Origin of the sequence: Streptomyces sp. VTCC 41912, from assembly GCF_045799175.1 — a bacterium.
Classification (GTDB): Bacteria; Actinomycetota; Actinomycetes; order Streptomycetales; family Streptomycetaceae; genus Streptomyces; species Streptomyces albulus_C.
In genome coordinates this window covers 38949-60798 of record NZ_JBJMAB010000016.1, presented here as the reverse complement: position 1 = coordinate 60798, position 21850 = coordinate 38949, and the positions used below count along the sequence as shown (strand labels likewise).

20 protein-coding genes are annotated in these 21850 nt (G+C 73.8%); 11 read left to right on the top strand and 9 right to left on the bottom strand.

All coding sequences use genetic code 11. The features are described 5' to 3' along the window. Positions 1-233: 233 nt before the first annotated feature. The 3 genes from ACJ6WD_RS22410 to ACJ6WD_RS22400 all read right to left on the bottom strand — a co-directional run bounded on the left by ACJ6WD_RS22410 (position 234) and on the right by ACJ6WD_RS22400 (position 2940). Positions 234-1367 carry a cell wall metabolism sensor histidine kinase WalK gene (locus ACJ6WD_RS22410; RefSeq protein ID WP_016570287.1) on the bottom strand — a complete coding sequence of 378 codons (1134 nt, stop codon included), beginning with the start codon at positions 1365-1367 and terminating at the stop codon, positions 234-236. Continuing rightward, complete coding sequence (locus ACJ6WD_RS22405; protein ID WP_016570288.1) at positions 1364-2104, bottom strand: response regulator transcription factor; 741 nt, start codon at positions 2102-2104, stop codon at positions 1364-1366. The genes ACJ6WD_RS22410 and ACJ6WD_RS22405 overlap by 4 nt, the downstream gene beginning before the upstream one ends. 83 nt (positions 2105-2187) lie before the next feature. Then, positions 2188-2940: a spermidine synthase gene (locus ACJ6WD_RS22400; RefSeq protein ID WP_407616396.1), complete on the bottom strand. Its 753-nt coding sequence runs from the start codon at positions 2938-2940 to the stop codon at positions 2188-2190. A gap of 227 nt (positions 2941-3167) precedes the next feature. On the opposite strand from ACJ6WD_RS22400, the gene ACJ6WD_RS22395 reads away from it, so the two are divergent. From ACJ6WD_RS22395 to lon, 3 genes are all read left to right on the top strand, one after another. Continuing rightward, positions 3168-4037 (top strand): rhomboid-like protein, encoded by an 870-nt coding sequence (locus tag ACJ6WD_RS22395; RefSeq protein ID WP_407616395.1) that lies wholly within the window; start codon positions 3168-3170, stop codon positions 4035-4037. Between the two features lie 121 nt (positions 4038-4158). Continuing rightward, positions 4159-5082, top strand: a complete 924-nt coding sequence (locus ACJ6WD_RS22390; protein ID WP_407616394.1) for a pentapeptide repeat-containing protein — start codon at positions 4159-4161, stop codon at positions 5080-5082. A 161-nt stretch (positions 5083-5243) separates the two neighbouring features. Next, a complete protein-coding gene (gene lon, locus ACJ6WD_RS22385; RefSeq protein WP_407616393.1) occupies positions 5244-7685 on the top strand; it encodes an endopeptidase La in 2442 nt (813 codons plus the stop codon). Positions 7686-7754: 69 nt separating this feature from the next. Here the strand turns inward: lon and ACJ6WD_RS22380 are convergent, their stop codons facing one another. Beyond that, on the bottom strand, positions 7755-8615 hold the full coding sequence (locus ACJ6WD_RS22380) for a lysozyme (protein WP_233656801.1): 861 nt from the start codon (positions 8613-8615) through the stop codon (positions 7755-7757). A gap of 289 nt (positions 8616-8904) precedes the next feature. On the opposite strand from ACJ6WD_RS22380, the gene ACJ6WD_RS22375 reads away from it, so the two are divergent. Next, positions 8905-9399 (top strand): MarR family winged helix-turn-helix transcriptional regulator, encoded by a 495-nt coding sequence (locus ACJ6WD_RS22375; protein WP_016574676.1) that lies wholly within the window; start codon positions 8905-8907, stop codon positions 9397-9399. A 55-nt stretch (positions 9400-9454) separates the two neighbouring features. Here the strand turns inward: ACJ6WD_RS22375 and ACJ6WD_RS22370 are convergent, their stop codons facing one another. Beyond that, the gene (locus tag ACJ6WD_RS22370; RefSeq protein WP_407616392.1) at positions 9455-10300 is read right to left on the bottom strand and encodes a hypothetical protein; all 846 of its coding nucleotides are present in this window, start codon (positions 10298-10300) and stop codon (positions 9455-9457) included. A gap of 621 nt (positions 10301-10921) precedes the next feature. On the opposite strand from ACJ6WD_RS22370, the gene ACJ6WD_RS22365 reads away from it, so the two are divergent. The 5 genes from ACJ6WD_RS22365 to ACJ6WD_RS22345 all read left to right on the top strand — a co-directional run bounded on the left by ACJ6WD_RS22365 (position 10922) and on the right by ACJ6WD_RS22345 (position 16798). Continuing rightward, positions 10922-13948, top strand: coding sequence for a nitrate- and nitrite sensing domain-containing protein (locus ACJ6WD_RS22365; RefSeq protein WP_407616391.1), 3027 nt, complete (start codon positions 10922-10924; stop codon positions 13946-13948). Next, on the top strand, positions 13945-14439 hold the full coding sequence (locus tag ACJ6WD_RS22360; protein WP_233656798.1) for a roadblock/LC7 domain-containing protein: 495 nt from the start codon (positions 13945-13947) through the stop codon (positions 14437-14439). Before ACJ6WD_RS22365 ends, ACJ6WD_RS22360 begins: the two co-directional genes overlap by 4 nt. Further along, the gene (locus ACJ6WD_RS22355) at positions 14436-14837 is read left to right on the top strand and encodes a DUF742 domain-containing protein (protein ID WP_016575702.1); all 402 of its coding nucleotides are present in this window, start codon (positions 14436-14438) and stop codon (positions 14835-14837) included. Before ACJ6WD_RS22360 ends, ACJ6WD_RS22355 begins: the two co-directional genes overlap by 4 nt. Before the next feature lie 88 nt (positions 14838-14925). Beyond that, positions 14926-15486, top strand: coding sequence for an ATP/GTP-binding protein (locus ACJ6WD_RS22350; protein WP_233657105.1), 561 nt, complete (start codon positions 14926-14928; stop codon positions 15484-15486). A gap of 55 nt (positions 15487-15541) precedes the next feature. Next, positions 15542-16798 (top strand): styrene monooxygenase/indole monooxygenase family protein, encoded by a 1257-nt coding sequence (locus ACJ6WD_RS22345; RefSeq protein ID WP_233656797.1) that lies wholly within the window; start codon positions 15542-15544, stop codon positions 16796-16798. 52 nt (positions 16799-16850) lie between these two features. On the opposite strand, the gene tpx is transcribed toward ACJ6WD_RS22345, so the two are convergent. The 4 genes from tpx to ACJ6WD_RS22325 form a co-directional block, all read right to left on the bottom strand. Then, a complete protein-coding gene (tpx, locus tag ACJ6WD_RS22340) occupies positions 16851-17351 on the bottom strand; it encodes a thiol peroxidase (RefSeq protein ID WP_016575699.1) in 501 nt (166 codons plus the stop codon). An 86-nt stretch (positions 17352-17437) separates the two neighbouring features. Continuing rightward, on the bottom strand, positions 17438-17704 hold the full coding sequence (locus ACJ6WD_RS22335; protein WP_407616390.1) for a hypothetical protein: 267 nt from the start codon (positions 17702-17704) through the stop codon (positions 17438-17440). 10 nt (positions 17705-17714) lie between these two features. Next, the gene (locus ACJ6WD_RS22330; protein ID WP_044371116.1) at positions 17715-18455 is read right to left on the bottom strand and encodes a TetR/AcrR family transcriptional regulator; all 741 of its coding nucleotides are present in this window, start codon (positions 18453-18455) and stop codon (positions 17715-17717) included. A 73-nt stretch (positions 18456-18528) separates the two neighbouring features. Continuing rightward, positions 18529-19476 carry a diiron oxygenase gene (locus ACJ6WD_RS22325; RefSeq protein ID WP_037635726.1) on the bottom strand — a complete coding sequence of 316 codons (948 nt, stop codon included), beginning with the start codon at positions 19474-19476 and terminating at the stop codon, positions 18529-18531. Between the two features lie 186 nt (positions 19477-19662). Here ACJ6WD_RS22325 and ACJ6WD_RS22320 point away from each other — a divergent pair, with 186 nt between their 5' ends. Continuing rightward, positions 19663-20793 (top strand): diiron oxygenase, encoded by a 1131-nt coding sequence (locus ACJ6WD_RS22320; protein ID WP_331247243.1) that lies wholly within the window; start codon positions 19663-19665, stop codon positions 20791-20793. 121 nt (positions 20794-20914) lie between these two features. After that, positions 20915-21823 (top strand): ADP-ribosylglycohydrolase family protein, encoded by a 909-nt coding sequence (locus tag ACJ6WD_RS22315; protein WP_407616389.1) that lies wholly within the window; start codon positions 20915-20917, stop codon positions 21821-21823. Positions 21824-21850 lie beyond the last annotated feature (27 nt).

Here is a 21850-nt window from a genome sequence, read left to right as displayed (position 1 = left end):
GCAACCGCCCTCTTCCGCTTCCTAAGGTGGTGGACAGCGGGAATAAAGGCTACGCCTCTTGTGACCTTTGGTGCAGTCCGGGAGGGCCACTCGTCGCGCACGTCACATTCACCGAAGGGTTTCGGGGCTCGACTTGGCGGGAAATACCCGTGGTTTGGCTGCGTGCGGGTAGCACGGATCGCCGTCGCACCCCGTAATGAGTGCTCCCACCACCGACCCTACGACAGTCGGCGTCAACCTCGGGATGACTCCAGCCCTGGAAGAGTGACCCGGATTCGGCAACCTCGGGGTGATTCGGCCACCCCGATCCGTCCGCCGTGCAGGTCCACCGCCCAGCGCGCGATCGCCAGGCCGAGCCCCGTCCCGCCGTCGGCGCCCGGGCCCGAGGGGGCCGGCCCGCCGCGGTTGAACCGCTCGAAGACCCGGTAGCGCTCCGACTCCGGGATGCCGGGGCCCTCGTCCTGCACCTCCAGCACCAGGCTCTCCGGCCCGTCGCCGCGCCGGGCCCGCACGGTGACCCGGCCGTGCCGGGGGCTGTGCTTGATCGCGTTGTCGATGAGGTTGGCGACGACCTGGTGGAGCCGCTCGGCGTCGGCGTGCGCGGTCAGCTCCGGCGGGGAGACGTCGAGGTGGAGGTGGACGTCCGCACGGGTGTGGGTGCCGGAGCCGGCGAGCCGGGAGAGCCCGGAGAGGGTGGTGGCGCCGCGGCTCATGTTCGCCTCCTTGAGCACCCCGGACAGGTACGGCCAGACCTCGAAGCGCCGGGCGTGCAGCGGCACCACGCCGTTGTCCAACCGGGACAGGTCCAGCAGGTGCTCCACCAGCCGGCCCAGCCGCTCGGTCTGCTTCAGCGCCGTGCGCATGGTGTCCGAGTCGGGCTCGCAGACGCCGTCGACGACGTTCTCCAGCACCGCGCGCAGGGCCGCGATGGGGGTGCGCAGCTCGTGCGAGACGTTGGCGACCAGTTCCTTGCGGTGGGTGTCCACCGCTTCCAGGTCGGCGGCCATGCGGTTGAACGCGTCGGCCAGGTCGCCGAACTCGTCGCGGCGGTCCGCGCGCACCCGGCGGGTGTAGTCACCGTGCGCCATCGACCGGGTCACCTCGGTCATCTCGCCGAGCGGGGCGGTCAGCCCGGTGGCCACGAACTGGGTGATCAGCAGCGAGGCGATGATCGAGAAGACCGTGATCACCCGCAGCTCGGTCGCCGAGTGCATCGCCACGAACACCAGGAGTGTGGTGATGATCACCGAGACGATGACCAGGGCGCCGAGCGCCGCCTTGACCGAGCGGTACGGGTCCAGGGGCCGCAACGCCTCCCAGAACCGGTCCCACAGGTCCCGCGCCCGCGGCCGCCACCGACGGATCATGCGGGCGGGGTCTCCAGCGCGTACCCGACGCCGTGGACCGTGCGGATGCGCTCGGCACCGATCTTGCGGCGCAGCGCCTTGATGTGGCTGTCGACCGTCCGCGTGCCGGAGGCGTCCGCCCAGTCCCAGACCTCGGCCAGCAACTGCTCGCGGGAGAGCACCGCACGCGGGGTGTTCGCCAGGCAGACCAGCAGGTCGAACTCGGTGGGGGTGAGGTGGACGTCGCTGCCGCGCACCCGCACCCGGCGCTGGGCGTGGTCGATCTCCAGCTCGCCGAGCCGCAGGATGCCGCTGCGCGGGGTGTGCGCGGCCAGAGCGGCCCGCTCCACCCGGCGCAGCAGGACGTGCACCCGGGCGGCCAGCTCCCGCATGGAGAACGGCTTGGTCATGTAGTCGTCGGCGCCGACGCCGAGGCCCACCAGCATGTCGGTCTCGTCGTCCCGGGCGGTGAGCATCATCACCGGCACCGGGCGCTGCGCCTGCACCCGGCGGCACACCTCCAGGCCGTCGAAGCCCGGCAGCATCACGTCGAGGACGAGCAGGTCGGGCTGCCACGCCTCGGCCGTGTCCACGGCGGCCGGGCCGTCGGTGGCCGTCTGCACCTGGAAGCCCTCCGCGCGCAGCCGGGCCGCGATGGCGTCGACGATCGTCGGATCGTCCTCCACGACCAGCACCCGGCGCTGGGCGCCCGGCGTGGCCGCGGTGGTGCCGCCCTGGGTTGTCTGAGTCTGGTCCATCGCCCGCCCCTGCATGTGCCCTGCGTGGTCGCGTCTTGCTGGGCAGCAGCGTAAGGGCATGATGTGACAGTCGGCTACGCGCCCTACGCGGACCGGAGCGCCAGGTGGACCACGTCCGGGACGCCTCGGGCAACCGGGATCTCTTCGGTCCGTACGCCCTCGAATCCGGCATTTCCCAGCGCCCGCTCGAACGCCGCCGACGGCTGCGCGGACCACACCGCGAGCACCCCGCCGGGGGTCAGCCGGTCCCGGCAGGCGGCCAGGCCGGCGGGGGAGTAGAGCCCGCCGTTGTCCTCGGTGACGGTCCAGTCGGGGCCGTTGTCGATGTCCAAGCACAGTGCGTCGTAGGCGAGTTGGTCGGTCCCTTCGCGCAGGTGGGCCACCAGGTCGGTGTGCAGGACCTCGGTGCGCGGATCGGCCAGCGCCGGGCCGGAGATCGCCGACAGCGGACCCGTGCGGTGCCAGTCGATCACCGCCGCCTCCCGTTCGACGACCGCGATCCGGCCCCAGCGCGGCTGGCCGGCCGCCCGGACCAGCGAGAAGCCCACGCCCAGCCCGCCGATCAGCACCGCGGGGCGGGCGCGGTCGGGCGGCAGCGCGGCCAGCGCGGCGTCCACCAACCGCCGTTCGGAACGCCCGTCGGAGGTGTCCATCAGGAAGCAGCCGTTGGCGATGATCTCGTAGACCGGGCCGGCCGGTTCGGGGGCGTGGGGGCCCGCGGCGCCCGGGTCCCGGCGCCGCAGCACCACCTCTCCGTAGGGGCCCTCGCGTCGGTCGAGGGTGTGCACGGCCGGCTCGGTGCCGGCGGTCGGATGCCAGGGGTGATCGGGAGCCATGCGGTCATCTTGGCCAACGCCCGGGGGCGTGGTCCACCGGTGACGGACGGCCTCCGGGCCTGTCTTCGGGGCGGCTGCGGGACGGCTCCGGAGGCGGGCCGAAAAGGACGCGGTGCACCGCACGGGGGTTGCGGACTGTGAGGGATGTCACTCGCACAGCTGACTCATGGCTTGGCCGTGCACAGTGGACCGCGGACGGTGCGTGCGGGTGGCGGAAGGGACGTGCGATGGCGAGTGCGGTGGAGACGGCCGGTGCTCCGCAGCTCGGGGACGGTGCGGCCGAGGGCGCCCCGGTGCTCCTGACCGGGCTGCCCCGGCAGCGCGGCGACGCGGCCGCACCGGTCGCCGACGCCCCGCCGGCCGCGCTGGTGGCGGCGGCGGTGGCCCCCACGCCGGCTCCCACCCCGGCCCGCCGGAGCCGGCCGCGCCCCTGGCTGCTGCTGCCCACTCCGACCGGCACCCCCTTCACGTTCTGCTACGCCGTCCTGCTCGTGGGCACCTCGCTCTACGCCGACCACGGTGACCCGTCCGTGGTCTCCGCCCTGCTCCAGGGCTCCAGCACGGACGTGGTCCACCTCGCGCAGGCGCCGCTGCTGGTGCTGGCCGCCAGCGCCCTGTGGAGCGCCGGCGGACTGCTCTCGGGGTTCGCCCTGGCGTTCCTCTTCGTGCTGACCGCGCTGGAGCGGCGGATCGGCGGGGTGCGCAGCGCGGCGGTGTTCTTCGGCGGACACGCGCTGGCCACGCTCGCCACCGAGCTGCCGGTCGGCTTCTCGGTCGCCGCCGGCGGGCTGCCGGACAGCTCGCTGCACCGCCTCGACTACGGCATCAGTTTCGGCGTGATGACCTGCGTCGGGGCGCTCGCCGGACTGCTGCCCGCCTGGCTGCGCTGGCCGCTGCTGGTCGCCGGCGGCTACCAGGTGCTGTCCGGGCTGCTGGACTACGCCGATCCGATGACCGACTGGGGGCACGCGCTCTCGCTCGCCCTGGGGATCGCCGCCTGGCCGCTGCTCCGGTACTGGCGGGCGCAGCGCTCCGGCCCGGCCCCGCTGCTCGGCGACCTCGGGCACCCGGCGCTGCGGCCCGGCCGGGCGGTCTGAGGCCGGCACCGCCCGCCCGGCCGGGCCGCGCCGCGGTGCACCCCGTCGATCGCGGAGAATGGGGCCCTTCGCGGGCGCCGTGACGAAGGGCGACCGCCGGCCGCAGGAGCAGAGAAGAACCGTGTCGCACGAGCGCCGCCGCCCCGCCCAGGACCGCCCGTCCACCCCGTCGCCGGCACCGGACGCCGCCCGGCTCCCGCTGCTCTCCGACTGCGGCGACTGCTTCGGCCTGTGCTGTGTGGCGCTGCCGTTCGCGCGGTCGGCGGACTTCGCCCTGGACAAGGAGGCCGGCCGGCCCTGTCCGAACCTGCGGACCGACTTCGCCTGCGGCGTCCACCGCGACCTGCGGCAGCGCGGCTTCGCCGGCTGCACGGTCTTCGAGTGCTTCGGCGCCGGCCAGAAGGTCTCCCAGGTCACCTTCGGCGGGACGGACTGGCGGACCGCGCCGGAGACCGCCCGGCCGATGTTCGACGCGTTCGGCGTGATGCGCCAGCTGCACGAGCTGCTCTGGTACCTCACGGAGGCGGTGGCCCTGCCGTCCGCCGCCGACTCCGGTTCCGCCCCTTCCGCCGGCCGCGCGGGAGCGAGTCGCGCCGCGCTGCCCGCCGGCGTGCACGAGGAGCTGCGGGCCGCCCTGGAGCGGACCGAGGAGCTGACGCGGGGCACCGCCGAGGAGCTGGCCGGACTGGACGTGGCCGCCCACCGCGGTGCGGTCAACGTCCTGCTGCTGAAGGTCAGCGAGTCGGTCCGGGCCGGGGTGCCCGGCCGGAAGAAGGAGCGGCGCGGGGCGGACCTGATGGGGGCGCGGCTCAAGGGCGCCGACCTGCGGGGCGCCAACCTGCGCGGGGCGTACCTCATCGCGGCCGACCTGCGGGGCGCCGACCTGCGCTCCGCGGACATGATCGGTGCCGACCTCCGGGACGCCGACCTGGGCGGCGCCGACCTCACCGGCAGCATCTTCCTGACCCAGGCCCAGGTGAACGCGGCCCGGGGCGACGCGGCCACCCGGCTGCCGGAGGGGCTGCGCCGCCCCGCCCACTGGTAGCGCCGCCCGCCGCCGGTGCTGGTCCCGCCCGCCCCAGGCGCCCCGCCCCGCAACCGAGTTGCCCCCACGTGATCGCTCACAGCGAACACGTCCGGGGGAACAACGTCGCGGCCCTCGGCATTGAGTGAGTAAAGCTCAACTTGCTTGCCGAAGGGGAGATCATGACTGCTGAGTCCACGGCGTCCACCACGCTGACCCTGCCCGTGCTGCCCCTCGACGACGAGGTCGTCCTGCCCGGCATGGTGGTGCCCCTGGACCTGTCCGACGCCGAGGTGCGGGCCGCGGTGGAGGCGGCCCAGTCCGCCGCCACGTCCGGGGCGGCGGGCGGCAAGCCCAGGGTCCTGCTGGTGCCGCGGATCGACGGGGCGTACGCGGCGATCGGCACGCTCGGGCGGATCGAGCAGGTCGGTCGGCTGTCCGACGGCGACCCCGGAGCGCTGATCCGCGGGCTGGGGCGGGTGCGGATCGGTTCCGGCACCACCGGCCCGGGCGCCGCGCTCTGGGTGGAGGGCACCCCCGTCGAGGAGACGGTCCCCGACCCCCTGCCCGGCTCCGTCGGCGAACTCGTCACCGCGTACAAGGCGCTGGCCACCAGCTGGCTGCGCAAGCGCGGCGCCTGGCAGGTCGTCGACCGGGTCACCGGCATCGACGACGTCCCCACGCTCGCCGACAACGCCGGGTACCTGCCGTTCCTGACGAGCGAGCAGAAGCTCCGCCTGCTGGAGACCACCGACCCGGTGGCCCGGCTGAAGTACGCCGCCGACGTGCTCCGTTCCCACCTCGCCGAGCAGGACGTCGCCGAGTCCATCGCCAAGGACGTCCAGGAGGGCGTCGACAAGCAGCAGCGGGAGTTCCTGCTCCGTCGCCAACTGGAGGCGGTCCGCAAGGAGCTGGCCCAGCTCAACGGCGACCCGGAGGACGAGGGCGACGACTACCGCGCCCGCGTCGAGGCCGCCGACCTGCCCGCGGAGGTCCGCAAGGCCGCCCTGAAGGAGGTCGAGAAGCTGGAGCGGGCCAGCGACCAGAGCCCCGAGGGCTCCTGGATCCGGACCTGGCTGGACACCGTCCTGGAACTGCCATGGAACGAACGGACCGAGGACGCCTACGACATCGCCGGCGCCAAGCGGGTGCTGGACGCCGACCACGCCGGGCTGGAGGACGTCAAGGAGCGGATCACCGAGTACCTGGCGGTGCGCAAGCGGCGGGCGGAGCGCGGGCCGGGCCCGGAGTCCGCGGGCGCCTCCGGGCGGCGGGCGGGCGGCGCCGTGCTGGCCCTCGTCGGGCCGCCGGGCGTCGGCAAGACCTCGCTCGGGGAGTCCGTGGCGCGGGCCATGGGGCGGACGTTCGTCCGGGTCGCCCTCGGCGGCATCCGGGACGAGGCGGAGATCCGCGGCCACCGGCGGACGTACGTGGGCGCACTGCCCGGGCGGATCGTGCGGGCCATCAAGGAGGCCGGCTCGATGAACCCGGTCGTCCTCCTCGACGAGATCGACAAGGTGGGCTCCGACTACCGGGGCGACCCCTCCGCCGCCCTCCTGGAGGTGCTGGACCCGGCGCAGAACCACACCTTCCGGGACCACTACCTGGAGGTCGAACTGGACCTGTCCGACGTGGTGTTCCTGGCCACCGCCAACGTCCTGGAGGCGATCCCCGCACCGCTGCTGGACCGCATGGAGCTGGTCCGGCTGGACGGCTACACCGAGGACGAGAAGGTCGTCATCGCCCGCGACCACCTGGTGCCGCGCCAGCTGGAACGGGCCGGACTGGCCCCCGGCGAGGTGGCCGTGAGCGACGACGCGCTGCGCAAGCTGGCCGGCGAGTACACCCGCGAGGCCGGCGTGCGGGACCTGGAGCGGTCGGTCGCCCGACTGTTGCGCAAGGTGGCCGCCCAGCACGAACTGGGCGAGCGGGAGCTGCCGTTCACGGTCGTGCCGGACGCGCTGCGCCCGCTGATCGGGCGCCCGCACCACATCCCGGAGTCGGCCCAGGACCCGGCCGAGCGGCGGACCGCGGTGCCCGGGGTGGTCACCGGACTCGCGGTCACCGGTGCCGGCGGCGACGTGCTGTACGTCGAGGCGTCGCTGGCCGACCCGGAGACCGGAGCCTCCGGCCTGACGCTCACCGGCCAGCTGGGCGACGTGATGAAGGAGTCGGCGCACATCGCGCTGTCCTTCCTGCGCTCGCACGGCGCCGAACTGGAGCTTCCGGTGGGCGATCTGAAGGAGCGCGGGGTCCACCTGCACGTGCCGGCCGGCGCCGTCCCCAAGGACGGTCCCAGCGCGGGCATCACGATGACCACCGCACTGGCCTCGCTGCTCTCCGGCCGTCCGGTCCGGCCGGACGTCGCGATGACCGGTGAGGTCTCGCTCACCGGGCGGGTGCTGCCGATCGGCGGCGTCAAGCAGAAGCTGCTGGCGGCGCACCGGGCCGGCCTCACCACGGTGATCCTCCCCAAGCGCAACGAACCGGACCTGGACGACGTCCCGGCCGAGGTCCTCGAAGCGCTCGACATCCACCCGGTGGCGGACGTCCGGCAGGTGCTGGAGCTGGCCCTGACGCCGGCCGCGAACGGGGAGCGGCCGGTGGTCCCGGTCGCCGCGTAGCCCGGTCCTGACACCGGTGGTGCGCACGGCCGGCCCGCCCCTGGGGGACGGGCCGGCCGCGCCGCGGCGTCAGCCGTTGGCCAGTGCCTGGAGCCGGTCGTAGGCCCCGTTGAAGCGGTTGTGGTCACCGACCGTCGGGCCGGTCGAGGTGTACTGCCAGATGGTGTGGAAGCCCCAGCCGGCCGGGAGTTCGCCGACCGACGAGCCGTAGCGCGGGACCCACAGCGGGTTGGTGGCGCCGAACGCCCCGGAGTTGCCGGTGCACTGCTGCCACCAGCTGGTGGAGGTGTAGATGACGGCGTCCCGCCCGGTGCGCGCCTTGTAGGTGGCGAACCAGTCCTTCATCCAGTTCACCAGCCCGGTCGCGCTCAGCCCGTAACAGGTCGCGCCGTAGGGGTTGTACTCCATGTCCAGTGCGCCGGGCAGCGTCTTGCCGTCCTTGGACCAACCGCCGCCGTGGTCGACGAAGTAGTTGGCCTGGGCGGCGCCGCTGGAGGTGTCCGGCGTGGCGAAGTGGTAGGAGCCGCGGATCATGCCGGAGTTGTAGGAGCCGTTGTACTGCTGCGCGAAGTACGGGTTGGTGTAGCTGGTGGACTCCGTGGCCTTGACGTAGGCGAACTTCACGCCGGCGCCCCACAGCGTCGACCAGGCGACGTTGCCGTTGTGGCTGCTGACGTCCACGCCCTCGACGGACGCGGTCAGGGAGGGCGGCGGCGGCAGCACGCCGCCCTTGGTGCCCTCGTGCTTGGCGATCTGGGAGCCCGCCCAGTCCTGTTCCGGGTGGCGGGGCTCGGGCGCGCGCGTGCCGGCCGCGGCACCCGCGGTACCGGGCAGGCCGACGAGGAGGGAGACGGTCGCGAGGAGGGTCCCGGCCACGCTTGCGCGCGAGCGCACGGAACGGTGGGGGGAGCCGGATCTGAGCACGGGCATTGCGTGCCTCCGTAGATCTCGGTGGATCTCGGTCGGTGACTTTGCGGAGAAGTGACCTTGAGGGGGGGAGATACCAGGACCACACTTGGTGTGGCCATGCCACAAATGACGATACGCGCGTAGACCCCCGTGACAAAAGGGGGTCGGGAGCTGCCGTTGGTCTAATCCTGCGAAATACTGTCCCAACTGCGGGTCCGTCCGGCCGGGAAGGAAATTTTCAGGCGACGGAAACGCACGGGGGCACAGCGGGGGAATTCCTGGATGTGACGACGCGGGAAAGGGCGCTGACGTGCACGACACCGGAGCCGGCGGAACCACGGCGGACGGCGAGCCGATGGGAGTGGACCCCGCCTTCCTGTCCCTGGAGCGCGAATTGGCGGTGTTCCTGCGCCGCGCCCGGGCCTCCTCCGGCGAACTCGCCCGCGAGGTCCACCCCGACCTCGAACCGGCCGCCTACGGGCTGCTGGTGCGGCTCGCCGACGCCGGCGCCCAGCGCGCCACCGACCTCGCCGCGTTCTTCGGCGTCGGCAAGGCGACCATAAGCCGCCAGTTGAACGCCCTGGAGAAGCTCGGCCTGGTGGCCCGCGCCCCCGACCCGCACGACGGGCGCGCGGTCCTGGTGCGGATCACCGACGAGGGCCGGGACCGCTTCAACCGCGTCCGCACCGCCCGCCGCGCCCGCTACGCCCGCAACCTCGTCTCCTGGGACCGCGCCGAGGTCGCCGAACTCGCCCGCCTGCTGCACCGGCTGAACGCGGAGCAGGAGGCGGGCGAGGAGGGGTAGGCCCCCGGGGCGGAGGGGGCGGCCGCCGCCCTCGGCCCCGGCCGCTGGTTCCGCGTCAGGGGACGACGCGGATCACCGCCGCGTCGTCCCGGACCTTGCCCCGCGGATGCGCGGTGCACTCCGGGTCCGCCGCCTCCAGTGCCCGCACCCGGTCGATCAGCGCCTGCGGCCCGGCCCCGGCGACCAGCGCCGCGCACGCGGCCCAGGAGCCCGCGCGGAAGACCTCCACCCAGCGGCCCGCGCCGTCGCTCAGCGCGGTCAGTCCGCGGACCTCGGCGCGCGGGGTGGTGCCGGTGACCGCGCGGACGGCCACCGACGGATCGGCCGCCGCGGTGAAGAAGCCGCCCTCGGCGTTCCGCCGCGCCTCCACCGCACGGACGTACTCCCGGGCCGCGGCCGCGCGTTCGGCCGACCCGGGGGGTAGCGCCCGGACCGCCGCCCGCCGGGCGCGGACCGCGGGCGGCTGCGCGTCCAGCCGGGTGTCGCGCACCGGATGCACCGAGCCGTCCGCCTTCTCCAGGAGCAGTACGGAATCGGACAGCACCAGGTGTTCCACGGCCTCGTGGGACCAACGGGCGGCGACCACCGTCGCCTGCGGCGTGCGGGGGTGAGAAAGGTCACAGGTGGCGCGGTGCGCGTCGGCCGTTCTGGCGAGGGCCGCGGCAAGAACCTCAGTCAGCGTCATGTCACGGCGTGAAACCGACAGTTCGAGCATTGCGCCCCCGAGCCGCGCGGTGAACCACGGCACGGAATGGACGCAGCCGTCGTCCCCCTCCGGCGGGGTCACCCCGTCCAGCAGCACCAGGGCGCCGCCTTCCCCGGAGGCAGGTAGGGCGACCGACGCGTAGTCCTCGTTGGGGCGTTGGGGGTCCCCCGGCTCGGTGGCGAGTTCGATGCGCATGTCGGAAAGTGTGCCGGAGGTGGCTGGAACCAAGCGGTGGCCGACGGCCACGACGGGCGGTGGGGTACCGGCGGCCCGGACGGCCGCGGCGGGCCCGGGCGCCGGCTGCGGGCGGGCATCCTTCCAGGACCGGCACGCATCTCCAAACCCGCCCGGGGGTTGCGCGAGGTTGCGGCCGGAGCGGGCGGCGCACGGAAGTTGATGGTCAAACTCCGATTGTTGTTCACTCGTTCAGGTGGCCGGACATGTGTTGCCGAGCCACTGCGCGGCGCCGGTGGAATGGTCGTTTCCCGGATCAACCGGGGTGGTCAGGACGTTCGTCGCGACGCGCAGAGCCGGGCTGTTCCCCTTCGCGGAATTGTGCGCTGCCGCGGTCTTCGCGCAGATCCGCCCCGCGAGCGGTGAGCGAACCGGGTCCGCGACGCCAACACGGCGTGGGCAGGCGAGACAGGAATGCGAGCAGCGGTGCGGAAGAAGCGGCTTCGGGGCGGCGCAGGGAAGCCGGGCTCACCGGCCGGATCGGTCTCGGTACCGGGCACGGGCCCCGGTGCGGGACCGGGGACGGCGGGCGGAGCCGGGGACGGCACGGGACGACGTCCCGCGCGGGTCCGCAACCGGCTCATGGGAGCCGTCGCGGTGGTCGCGGTGGCGGTACTGGGGGCCGGCGCCCCCGCCCTGATGACGGCCGTCCACGACGCGGGCGACAGCCAGCACCTGGTCGACCTGGCCGGGGTGAACGCCCAGGCGGTCACCCTCGCGCACACCCTCGCCGACGAGCGCGACGCGATGACCGCGTACGTCGCCGCCGGCCGCACCGGCCGCAACCTCTCCCCGGCCCCCACCGAGGACCAGCGCGCCCAGGTGGACCGGCAGATCGACGAACTGCGCAGCCAGGCCCAGGGCGTGGCCGGCGACACCGTCGCGTTCGCCGCCGCCGACAAGCTCCTCAAGCAGCTGCCGGAGACCCGCCAGAAGGCGCTCGCCGGACCGTCCACGGCCGAGCAGGTCTACGACGCCTACAGCGAGGCCGTCCAGGCGCTCGGCACGATCAGCGACGACATCGCCCGCGGCCTGCCCGCCCGGGCCGACGCCGGCGCCGCCGACACCCGCGCCCTGCCCGCCCTCGGCCGGGCCGTCGACCAGGCCGCCGCCTCCCGGGCGCTGCTGCTCGCCGGCCTCAAGGCGGGCGGCACCCAGCCTCGTCTGACCGCCGCCGCACAGGTCGCGCACGTCCGCGAGCAGGGCGCCCTCGGCGACTTCAACCAGGCCGCCAGCCCGGACGCCCGGGACCGCTACCAGCGGACCGTCAACGGCACCGACGTCGACACCGCCGAGCGCTACCTCACCAAGCTGACGGACCAGCCCTACCTCGACGCCGGGGACATCGCCCTGAGCCGGCGCCGGGTGGAGGCGGCGCTCACGTCCCGCATCGGCCTCATGCGCGGCGTCGAATCGGCCCTCGCCACCGCCGAGATCCAGCGCCTGGGCCAGCTGCGCGACGACGACGTGACGGACATGGAGATCGTCATCGCCCTGGAGGGGCTGTGCCTCCTGGTCGCCGTCGGCACCGGCATCTGGGCCGCCCGCACCCTCACCCAGCCGCTGGCCGCGCTGCGGATCGGCGCCAAGCGACTGGCGGCCGACCCCGGCCACGAGGACCCGATCAGCTACAAGGGCCGCAACGACGAGTTCGCCGCCACCGTCCGGTCGGTCAACGCGCTGCACGCCCAGATCGCCGACACCGCCCGGCGCACCGCCGAGATGGAGGGCGAGCGCAAGCGGCTGGTCGGCGGACGGCAGCGGCTGGTCGCCGAGCGGGAGGTCCTCCAGGAGCAGGCCGAAGCGCTCAAGGACGAGGTCGCCGCGCTCAACGAGCGGCTGGCGGTGCTGCGCACCGGCGTGCACGGCCGGTTCGTCAACCTCTCGCTGCGCACCCTGGGCCTGGTGGAGCGTCAGCTGGCGGTCATCGAGTCGCTGGAGGAGTCCGAGCAGGACCCGGAGCGGCTGGACACCCTCTTCAAGCTGGACCACTTCGGTGCGCGGATGCGCCGCAACAGCGAGAACCTCCTGGTGCTGGCCGGCGCCGAACAGCACGGCAGCAGCCACTCCGGGCCGGTGCCGCTGCTGGACATGCTGCGCGCCGCGGTCAGCGAGATCGAGCGGTACGAGCGGGTCCGCATCACCTCGCTGCCGCCGCACGCCCAGGTCGCCGGGTTCGCCGCCGACGACATCAGCCACCTGGTGGCCGAACTCCTGGAGAACGCCACCGCGTTCTCCCCGCCCGACGCCCACGTCGAGCTCTCCGGCTGGCTGCTGGAGAGCGGCGAGCTGATGCTCTCGGTCGAGGACGAGGGCATCGGCATGACCGCGGACCGGCTGGCGGAGGTCAACGAGCGGCTCGCGGACGCCGAGGCCGCCTCGACCTCCGAGACCGTGGACGAGGCGCTGGGCCTGGGCCTGTACGTGGTGGTGCGGCTGGCCGCCCGGCACGGCGCGCGGGTCCAGCTGCGGGACCGCGCGCAGGGCGGCGTCACCGCCGTCGTCGTGCTGCCCGGCTCGATCCTGCCGAACCGCCCGGGACCGGCGCCCGCCGCCCCGGCGGCGAACCGGGCCGGGGCGGCCGCGCCGACCCTCCCGGGCTCGATCGCGGAGGCCAACTCCAACACCCTGCAGACCCGCACGCACCGGCTCGACCCGGCGGCGCAGTCGGCCGCCGAGACGCCCGCGGCGCCCGCCCCCGCCCCGGTGGCGGACGCCCCGCAGGCCCCGCCCGCCGAGACCGCGCCGGAACCGGCGCCCGCCGACCGGGCACCGGCCGGCGGACGCGGGCTCGCCGGCGACCCGTTCGTCGCGGCGGCCGAGCGGGCCATCGACGCGGCGGGACTCACCGCCCAGGCCGCGGCCGAAGCCACGCCGTCCACCCCGGCAGCACCGTCCACCCCGGCAGCACCAGCCGTACCGGCCCAGTCGCAGGGCCCGGCCGCGCCGCCCGCCGCCCACGACGCCACCGCCGGCGCCGAACCGAGCCCGTACGGGCCCCAGTCACCCGGCCCGTACGCGGCCGGGCCCGCCGCCGGCACCACCGGCGAGCACAGCCGCCCCGGGGAGACCACGCCGCAGGCCGAGGGATCCCCGGCCGAGGGCGCCCCGGCCGTCCCGGCACCCGGCAAGCGGCGGCACGCCGCCCCGGCACCCGCCGACGCCGATCCCTACGCGATAGGCCCCGACCAGCACACCCGCCCGGCACCGGAGGGGACCCCCGACCGGGCCCCGGAGCCGGTCGCCGCCCCGGACCCCACGCTCCCTGACCCGGAGCCCGCCGACCCGGAGCTGCCGGGCCAGGCATCCCCGGCGCAGGCACCCGGTGCGCCCCGGCCCCAGCGCCGGACCACCACCGGGCTGCCCAAGCGCACCCCGAAGAACGTGGCGCAGAAGAAGGCGCCCGCCGCGCCCCGCAAGCTGGGCTCCGCCAACGCCGAGGCACTGCGCCGCCGGCTCGGCGGCTTCCAGCAGGGGGCGCGGGACGGCCGCCGCGACGTGGCGGCCGAGATCGCGGACAGCACCGCGGAGCAGACCATCCCACAGACGGACACCGACGGAGCGGGGGCCCCGGGAGAAAGCCATATCGGCGAGGAGGCACGCGATTGAAGGCGCAAGCGCCCACTGCGTATGGACACGGGCTGAGCACCCAGGCACGTAACCTGCACTGGCTGTTGGGGAATCTGGTCGACGAGGTGCCCGGCATCCATTCCGTCGCGGTGGTCTCCTCCGACGGTCTGATGCTGCTGTCCTCCGACCCCGAGCGGGCGGAGGGCCCCGCGCCGGACACCGGCACCGACGGCCCCCTGGGTTCCAGCGCCGACCTCGCGACCATCGTGTCCGGGCTCGGCAGCCTGACCAACGGCGCGGCGAAGCTGATGGACGGCGGAGCCGTCAAGCAGACGATGGTCGCGATGGACGAGGGCAGCCTGTTCGTCATGGCGATCAGCGACGGCTCGCTGCTCGGCGTCCACGCCACCCCCGACTGCGACATGAGCGTCATCGCCTACCACATGGCGCTCTTCGTCGGCCGGGCCGGTCACGTCCTCACCCCCGAACTCCGCACCGAACTGCGCAAGTCGATGGAGAACGTCCAGTGAGTAGTACCTCCAAACTCCCCGTGCGCGGCGGGGACCGCAAACCCGCGCGGGTCCGGCCGTATTCGCTGACCGGCGGCCGGACCCGGTTCGGCCACGTGCTCCTCGTCGAGACCTTCGTGGCCGCGCTGGAGGCCCCCGAGGAGCGGCCCGAACTCACCTCGGGCGGTTGGGGGGACCGCGTGATGCCGGAGATGCGCGCGATCGTCGAGCTGTGTCGCCGGATGCGCTCGGTCGCGGAGATCTCCGCACTGCTCAAGATGCCGCTGGGCGTGGTCCGCGTCCTGCTCAGCGATCTCGCCGACCAGGGAAAGATTCGCGTCTACGGCACCGGGCACGGCACCGGCCGGCCCGACCGCGCGCTGCTCGAAAGGGTGCTGAGTGGACTTCACAGGCTCTGACACGATAGCGACCGGGACGGGGCCGGTCGCCGGCCCCGCGGCACCGGCCGGCCCGGACACCGCCGACGCGGGGTTGCAGAGCTGGCAGATGGACCGGGCGCAGGCGCCGGTCGCCACGAAGATCGTGGTGGCCGGTGGCTTCGGCGTCGGCAAGACCACCTTCGTCGGATCGGTCTCGGAGATCACCCCGCTCCAGACCGAGGCGGTGATGACCGAGGCCAGCGAGGCGACCGACGACCTGACGGCGACGCCGGAGAAGACCACGACCACGGTCGCCATGGACTTCGGCCGGATCACCCTCGACCAGGAACTGGTGCTGTACCTGTTCGGCACGCCCGGTCAGCAGCGCTTCTGGTTCATGTGGGACGACCTGGTGCGCGGCGCGATCGGTGCGATCGTGATGGCCGACACCCGCCGGCTGGAGGACTGCTTCCCGGCGCTGGACTACTTCGAGAGCTGCGGCTTGCCCTACGTCGTCGCGGTCAACCACTTCGAGGGCACCGAGCGGTACGACGTGGCGGACGTCCGGGACGCGCTGACCGTGCCGGAGCAGGTGCCGGTCGTGGTGATGGACGCACGGCGCCGGTCCACGGTCATCCAGGCGCTGCTCGCGCTGGTCGGACACGCACTGGACGTCACGCCCGAATAGCCTCCTGACGCCACCCCTCAGCACCCCGAACAGCAGGAACAGAGAAGAGCCCGCCATGCGGAAGATACTCATCGTCGGAGCCGGCCAGTCCGGTCTCCAACTCGCCCTCGGCCTCCAGTCCCAGGGTTACGAGGTCACCTTGATGTCCAACCGCACCGCCGACGAGATCCGCTCCGGCCGGGTCATGTCGACGCAGTGCATGTTCCACACCGCCCTCCAGCACGAGCGCGACCTGGCGCTGAACTTCTGGGAGAGCCAGGCGCCGCGCATCGAGGGCCTGGGCGTCTCGGTCGCCGCCCCCGGCAGCCACGCCGAGCCCGGCGGCACCCAGCGGGCCATCGACTGGGTGGGCAAGCTCGACGGCTACGCCCAGTCCGTCGACCAGCGCGTGAAGATGGCGGGCTGGATGGAGACCTTCGCCCAGCGCGGCGGGCAGCTCGTCATCCACGGTGCGGCAGTCTCCGACCTGGACTTCTTCGCGCAGCGCTACGACCTGACGCTGGTCTCGGCCGGCAAGGGCGAGCTGGTGTCGATGTTCGGCCGGGACGCCGCCCGCTCGCCGTACGACGCCCCGCAGCGCGCGCTGGCCGTCGCCTACGTGCACGGCATGGGCCCGCGCCCGGAGCACCCGGAGTTCGACGCGGTGCGCTGCAACATCGTCCCCGGCGTCGGCGAACTGTTCGTGATGCCGACCCTGACCGTCTCGGGCCGCGCCGACATCCTCTTCTGGGAGGGCATCCCCGGCGGCCCGGTGGACGCCTTCCAGGGCGTGCGGGACCCCCGCGAGCACCTGGCGCTCACGCTGGACCTGATGAAGACGTTCCTGCCGTGGGAGTACGAGCGCAGCGCGGGCGTCGAACTCACCGACGCCAACGGCACGCTGGCCGGCCGCTACGCCCCCACCGTCCGCAACCCGATCGGCACGCTGCCCTCCGGCGGCCTGGTCCTGGGCGTCGCGGACGTGGTGGTCGCCAACGACCCGATCACCGGCCAGGGCTCCAACTCGGCGTCCAAGTGCGCCGCGGCCTACCTCTCCGCCATCGTCGAGCACGGCGACCGGCCGTTCGACGCGGACTGGATGCGGGCCGCCTTCGACCGCTACTGGGACACCGCCCGGCACGTCACCAAGTGGACCAACGCGATGCTGGCGCCGCCGCCGGAGCACGTGCTGAACCTGCTCGGCGCCGCCGGCCAGCTCCAGCCGGCCGCCGACCGGTTCGCCAACGGCTTCAACGACCCGTCCGACTTCGAGAACTTCTTCTTCGAGCCGGAGAAGACCGGCGCGTACCTGGCGTCGCTGACCGGGGCCTGACCGACCGGGACCGGGCGCCCGCCCCGCCGGGCGGGGCGGGCGTCACCGGGAACTACTTCAGGACGGCGAGGGCCGCGTCGTAGTCGGGCTCCTCGCTGATCTCCGGCACGAGCTGCGCGTGCAGGACCGTGTCGTTCTCGTCCAGCACGACGACCGCACGGGCGGCGAGCCCGGCCAGCGGTCCGTCCGCGATCGCCACGCCGTAGTCGGCGCGGAACTCCGGGCTGCGGAAGAGGGAGAGGCTCTTCACGTTCTCCAGCCCCTCGGCGCCGCAGAACCGGGCCTGGGCGAAGGGGAGGTCGGCGGAGATGCACAGCACCACGGTGTTGGCGAGGTCGCCGGCCTTCTCGTTGAACGTGCGCACGGAGGACGCGCAGGTCGGGGTGTCGACACTGGGGAAGATGTTCAGGACCTTGCGCTTGCCGGCGAAGTCCTTCAGCGACGCGTCCGCCAGCCCGTCGGCGACGAGGGTGAAAGCCGGCGCCTGGCTGCCGGTGCCGGGCAGCTCGCCGTTGACCTGCACCGGGTTGCCCTTCAGCGTGACCTGAGCCATGGGGCTCCTCCTTCGGTAGACATGTGGAAACCCCGTTGATCGTACTGTGGGCGGGGGTGCGGCCACGGAGAGCGGGGCCCCGCCCGTCAACGCCGCTTCCGCCAGGGCCACTTGGGCCCCACGCTGCCGGACCGGCCCGCCGGGTCGTACGCGTAGCGCCAGCCGCGGGGCAGCCCCAGGCGCCCGGCGGGGCCGGGGACCCGGCGGTAGACGTGCAGCTCGGGCGGGCGGCCGTCGTCGCGGGGCACCGGGATCTCGTAGGTCTTCGGGGGCAGGCCGGTGGGGCCGACCAGGACGGGGAGGACCCGGCCGTCCAGGGGACCGCCGACGAAGGGGGTGTTCTCGCTGCGCACCGCCCCAGTCTCACAGCAGGTGGGCGGCCTCGCTGACCACGGGGAGGATCCGGCGAGCCAGGTCGCCGGCCGGCCCGTCCGGGGCCTCGCCCTTGAGCGCCGCCCGCATCACCCGCGCGGTCTGTGCGTCCCGGGCCGCGGTGGCGGTCAGCAGCGCGACGAAGTGGTCCACCAGCCAGACCCGAAGTTCGTCGAGGGCGTGCTGCTTGCCCTCGTCGAGCCAGATCAGCGAGGCGGCCTCGACCGCGGTGATCCACATCCGGACCGTGGTCCGCAGCCGCGGACCCGGGGCCGGTTCGCCGAGGTGGCGCAGGATCTGTTCGGCGGCGGCCCGGCGCACCTCGTCCACGATCGCGCTGGTCCGGGACGTCTCCACCACGCTGCCGCCCTGGAGCAGGGCGCTGAATCCGGCGGCGTGCTGGTCGACGAAGGCCAGGTAGCGGTCCAGGGCGTGGCCCAGCCGCTGGGTGAGCGGCCCGGACTCCGGCTCCGCGAAGCACTGCTCCAGCTCGTCGGCGGCGCTGCGCAGCACCGCCTCGTACAACTGCTGCTTGCCGCCGGGGAAGTAGCGGTAGACGAGCGGCCGCGAGACCTCGGCGGCGGTCGCGACGTCGTCCAGCGAGACGTCCTCCGGCGCGCGCTGGGCGAACAGCCCCAGCGCGGCGGCGAGCAGCTGGCTGCGGCGCTGCTCCACGCTCAGCCTGCGGTAGGCGGGTCTGGGTACTGCTGGGGCGGTGCCGCTGCCGTTCATGAACAGCAGCGTAACCGCCGGGGTTTCCGCCTCGTACAGGTGCTCGGGGGCCGCGTCGGTGCGGGCGGGGCGTTCAGGCCAGCAGTCCCGAGCTGCGCCACAGTCGCCGGCCCACCCCGCGCAACACCCCGATCTCGTCCAGGAAGTCGGTCAGCCGCTTGGCGCCGGTCTGCATGACCTCGCGCCGGTGGCCGCTGGCCTTCACCTGCGCCATGGCCGCCCGCTTGTCCAGGCCGACATTGGTGTAGACCTCGGGGTTGATGAAGGCGATGGCGAAGACCCGGGCGAACTCGCCGGAGGTGACCCGGGTGAACTCCTGCGACCACTTCGGCGCGGTCACCATCTGCCGCCGCAGTTCCTCGCGGGCGTAGCGCACGTGCCGGGCCTCCTCCACCACGTGGATCCGGGTCACGCCCCGGACCAGCGGTTGCACCCGCTCGTCGGGGAAGGTCAGCCGCTGCATCCAGTCGAGGACCTCCTCGCCGAGCAGGGTCGCGGTGAACGAGCCCGGGGTGGTGGAGATCGTCTTGAACAGGCGGCCGAGGTTCAGGTGGACCGGGCTGACCGGGTACCAGGGGGTGTCCCCGCGCGAGATCAGCCGGGCGAACATCTTGGAGTGCCGGCACTCGTCCTCGATCTCGGTGAGGGCGTACCGGACGTGCGCGCTGGTGGCCGGCTTGTCGTAGATGTGCCGGACGAGCAGCTGCATCAGGATGATCTCGAACCAGATGCCGAGCGAGGCCAGCGCGGCGGCCTCGTGCTGGGAGAGCAGGATGCGCTGTTCCTCGCTCATCCGCCGCCACATCGGGGTGTCGTAGAGCGACACCAGCTCCGGCGGCCAGAACCACTTGCCCTCCTCGAAGGGGGCGTCCCAGTCGAGTTCGGCGTCGGGGTCGAAGGAGTGCTTGGCGGAGGAGGCGAGCAGTCGCTCGGCGACCTGCTCCCGGTCCTTGAGCAGCCCGAGGGCGTCCCGCAGGACATCGATGTCCGCCTCGGTCATTGCGGTGGGCGCGCTCGTCATGGCTCTGGCTACACCTCACGGTCGAAGTTACCCGCGGTCACATGCGGCTGCCTCTTATGAGACTGCTTGTCAGCAAGGACGTCAATCCCTCGCGCACGACTTATTGACCCGCCGGTAAGAAGCGTGTGAATCTGCCAACGGCCCGCCCGCCACAGGGCGTTCGGCGGGCGGAGGAGGTGCGGCGCGGTGTCGACCCGAGAGCTGTACGTGCAGGACCCCGGCGACTCCCGGTGGACCGTGCCCGCCACCGGCGCGGCCCGTTTCACCTGGGAGGCCATGTATCCGGGGGAGAAGAACGGCTCCGGGCGCGACCGCCTGCTGGCCCTCTACCAAAAGGGCAAGGACAAGCAGTGGGACGCCGCGACGCGCATCGACTGGGACCTGGAAGTGGACCCCAAGGACCCGCTCGGCACCCCCGACGAGTCCCTGTCGCTCTACGGGACGCCCCACTGGGACCGGATGACGGAGCGCGACCGCGGCGACCTCAGGCAGCACTACGCCGCCTGGCAGTTCAGCCAGTTCCTCCACGGCGAGCAGGGCGCGATGGTGTGCGCCGCGCGGATCGTGGAGTCCGTCCCGGACCTCGACGCGAAGTTCTACTCGGCCACCCAGACCATGGACGAGGCCCGGCACGCGGAGATCTACGCCCGGTTCCTGAAGGACAAGATCGGGATGCTCTACCCGGTCAACGACAGCCTCAAGGCGCTGCTCGACGACACCCTCGCCGACTCCCGCTGGGACATGCCCTACCTCGGCATGCAGGTGCTCATCGAGGGGCTGGCGCTGGCCGCCTTCGGCATGATCCGCGACACCACCACCCGGCCGCTGCCGAAGCGGATCCTCGCCTACGTCATGCAGGACGAGGCCCGGCACGTCGCCTTCGGCCGGATGGCGCTGCGCGACCACTACCGGCAGCTCACCGACGTCGAACTCCGCGAGCGGGAGGAGTTCGTCATCGAGGGCTGCTACCTGATGCGCGACCGGCTGCGCGGCACGGAAGTGCTGGAGAACTTCGGCATCCCGCCCGCGGAGGCCGCCGAGTTCACCGAACGCTCGGAGTTCCTCCGGCTCTTCCGGAAGCTGCTGTTCAGCCGGATCGTCCCGTGCGTGAAGGACATCGGCCTGTGGGGCCCGCGCCTCCAGCGCGCCTACCTGGACCTCGGCGTCTTCGACCTGGGCGACGCCAACCTGGACCTGCTGATGGCCCAGGACGAGGAACTCGCCGAGCAGTTGGACGCCGAACGGTTCGCCGCCGAGGAGTCGGCCCGCGCGGCCGAGGTCGCGGACGCCATCGCCCGCGGCGCGGCCGGGGACTGACGGCCGGGGACTGACGGCCGGGGACTGACGGCCGCGGACTGGCGGCCGCGGACCGTCCGGAGCGCCGCCGCCCGCGCCGCGCGCACCGCCGTGCCCGCACCGGCAGTGGCAGGATCCGCCCATGGACACCGACGACCGACGGCGCGCCGCGGTGCGCGGCAGCATCGAGGCACTGGCGCACGGCGACGCCTTCGGCGAACGCTTCTTCGGCCTCTTCCGGCCGGCGGACCAGGCCCGGGCGCTGATCGCCGCCCGCCGCCTGCCGCCCGAGCCGCACTGGCACTGGACCGACGACACCGCCATGGCGCTCGACCTGCTCGCCGTCCTGGTCGAGCACGGCGAGGTCCGGCAACCAGCCCTGGTGGCGCGGTTCGCCGCCACCCACGGCGCGGACCCGGGCCGCGGCTACGGCTCCGGCATGCACGCGCTGCTGCCCCGGGCCGCCGCCAAGCCCGCGCAGTGGCAGGAGTTGGCGCACGCCCTCTTCGGCGGCGAGGGCAGCCTCGGCAACGGCGCCGCCATGCGCGTCGCCCCGCTCGGCGCCTGGTTCCACCACGACCTCGACCGCGCCGCCGCCCAGGCCGCCCGCTCCGCGGAGGTCACCCACGCCCACCCCCAGGGCGTCGCCGGCGCGGTGGCGGTGGCCGTCGCCGCAGCGCTCGCCGCCCGCGGCGCGCCGCCGGCGCTCGCCGAGATCGCCGCCCGCACCCCCGACGGGCCGGTCCGCCAGGGCCTGTTGCGCGCCGCCGACCTCCCGTCCGGCACCGGCCCGGAGGAGGCCGCCGCGGCCCTCGGCAGCGGCCGCCGGATCCGCGCCGACGACACCGTCCCGTTCGCCCTGTGGTGCGCCGCCCGCCACCCGGACGACCTCCCGGCCGCCCTGTGGACCGCCGCGGCCGGCCTCGGCGACGTGGACACCACCTGCGCCATCACCGGCGGGGTGGTGGGCGCCCGCACCGGGACCGCGGCGCTGGGGCAGGAGTGGACCCGGCGGCGGGAGCCCCTGCCGGACTGGGCCGCCGCCCTGTGAACGGGCGGGCCGGTGCGCGCCGGCCCG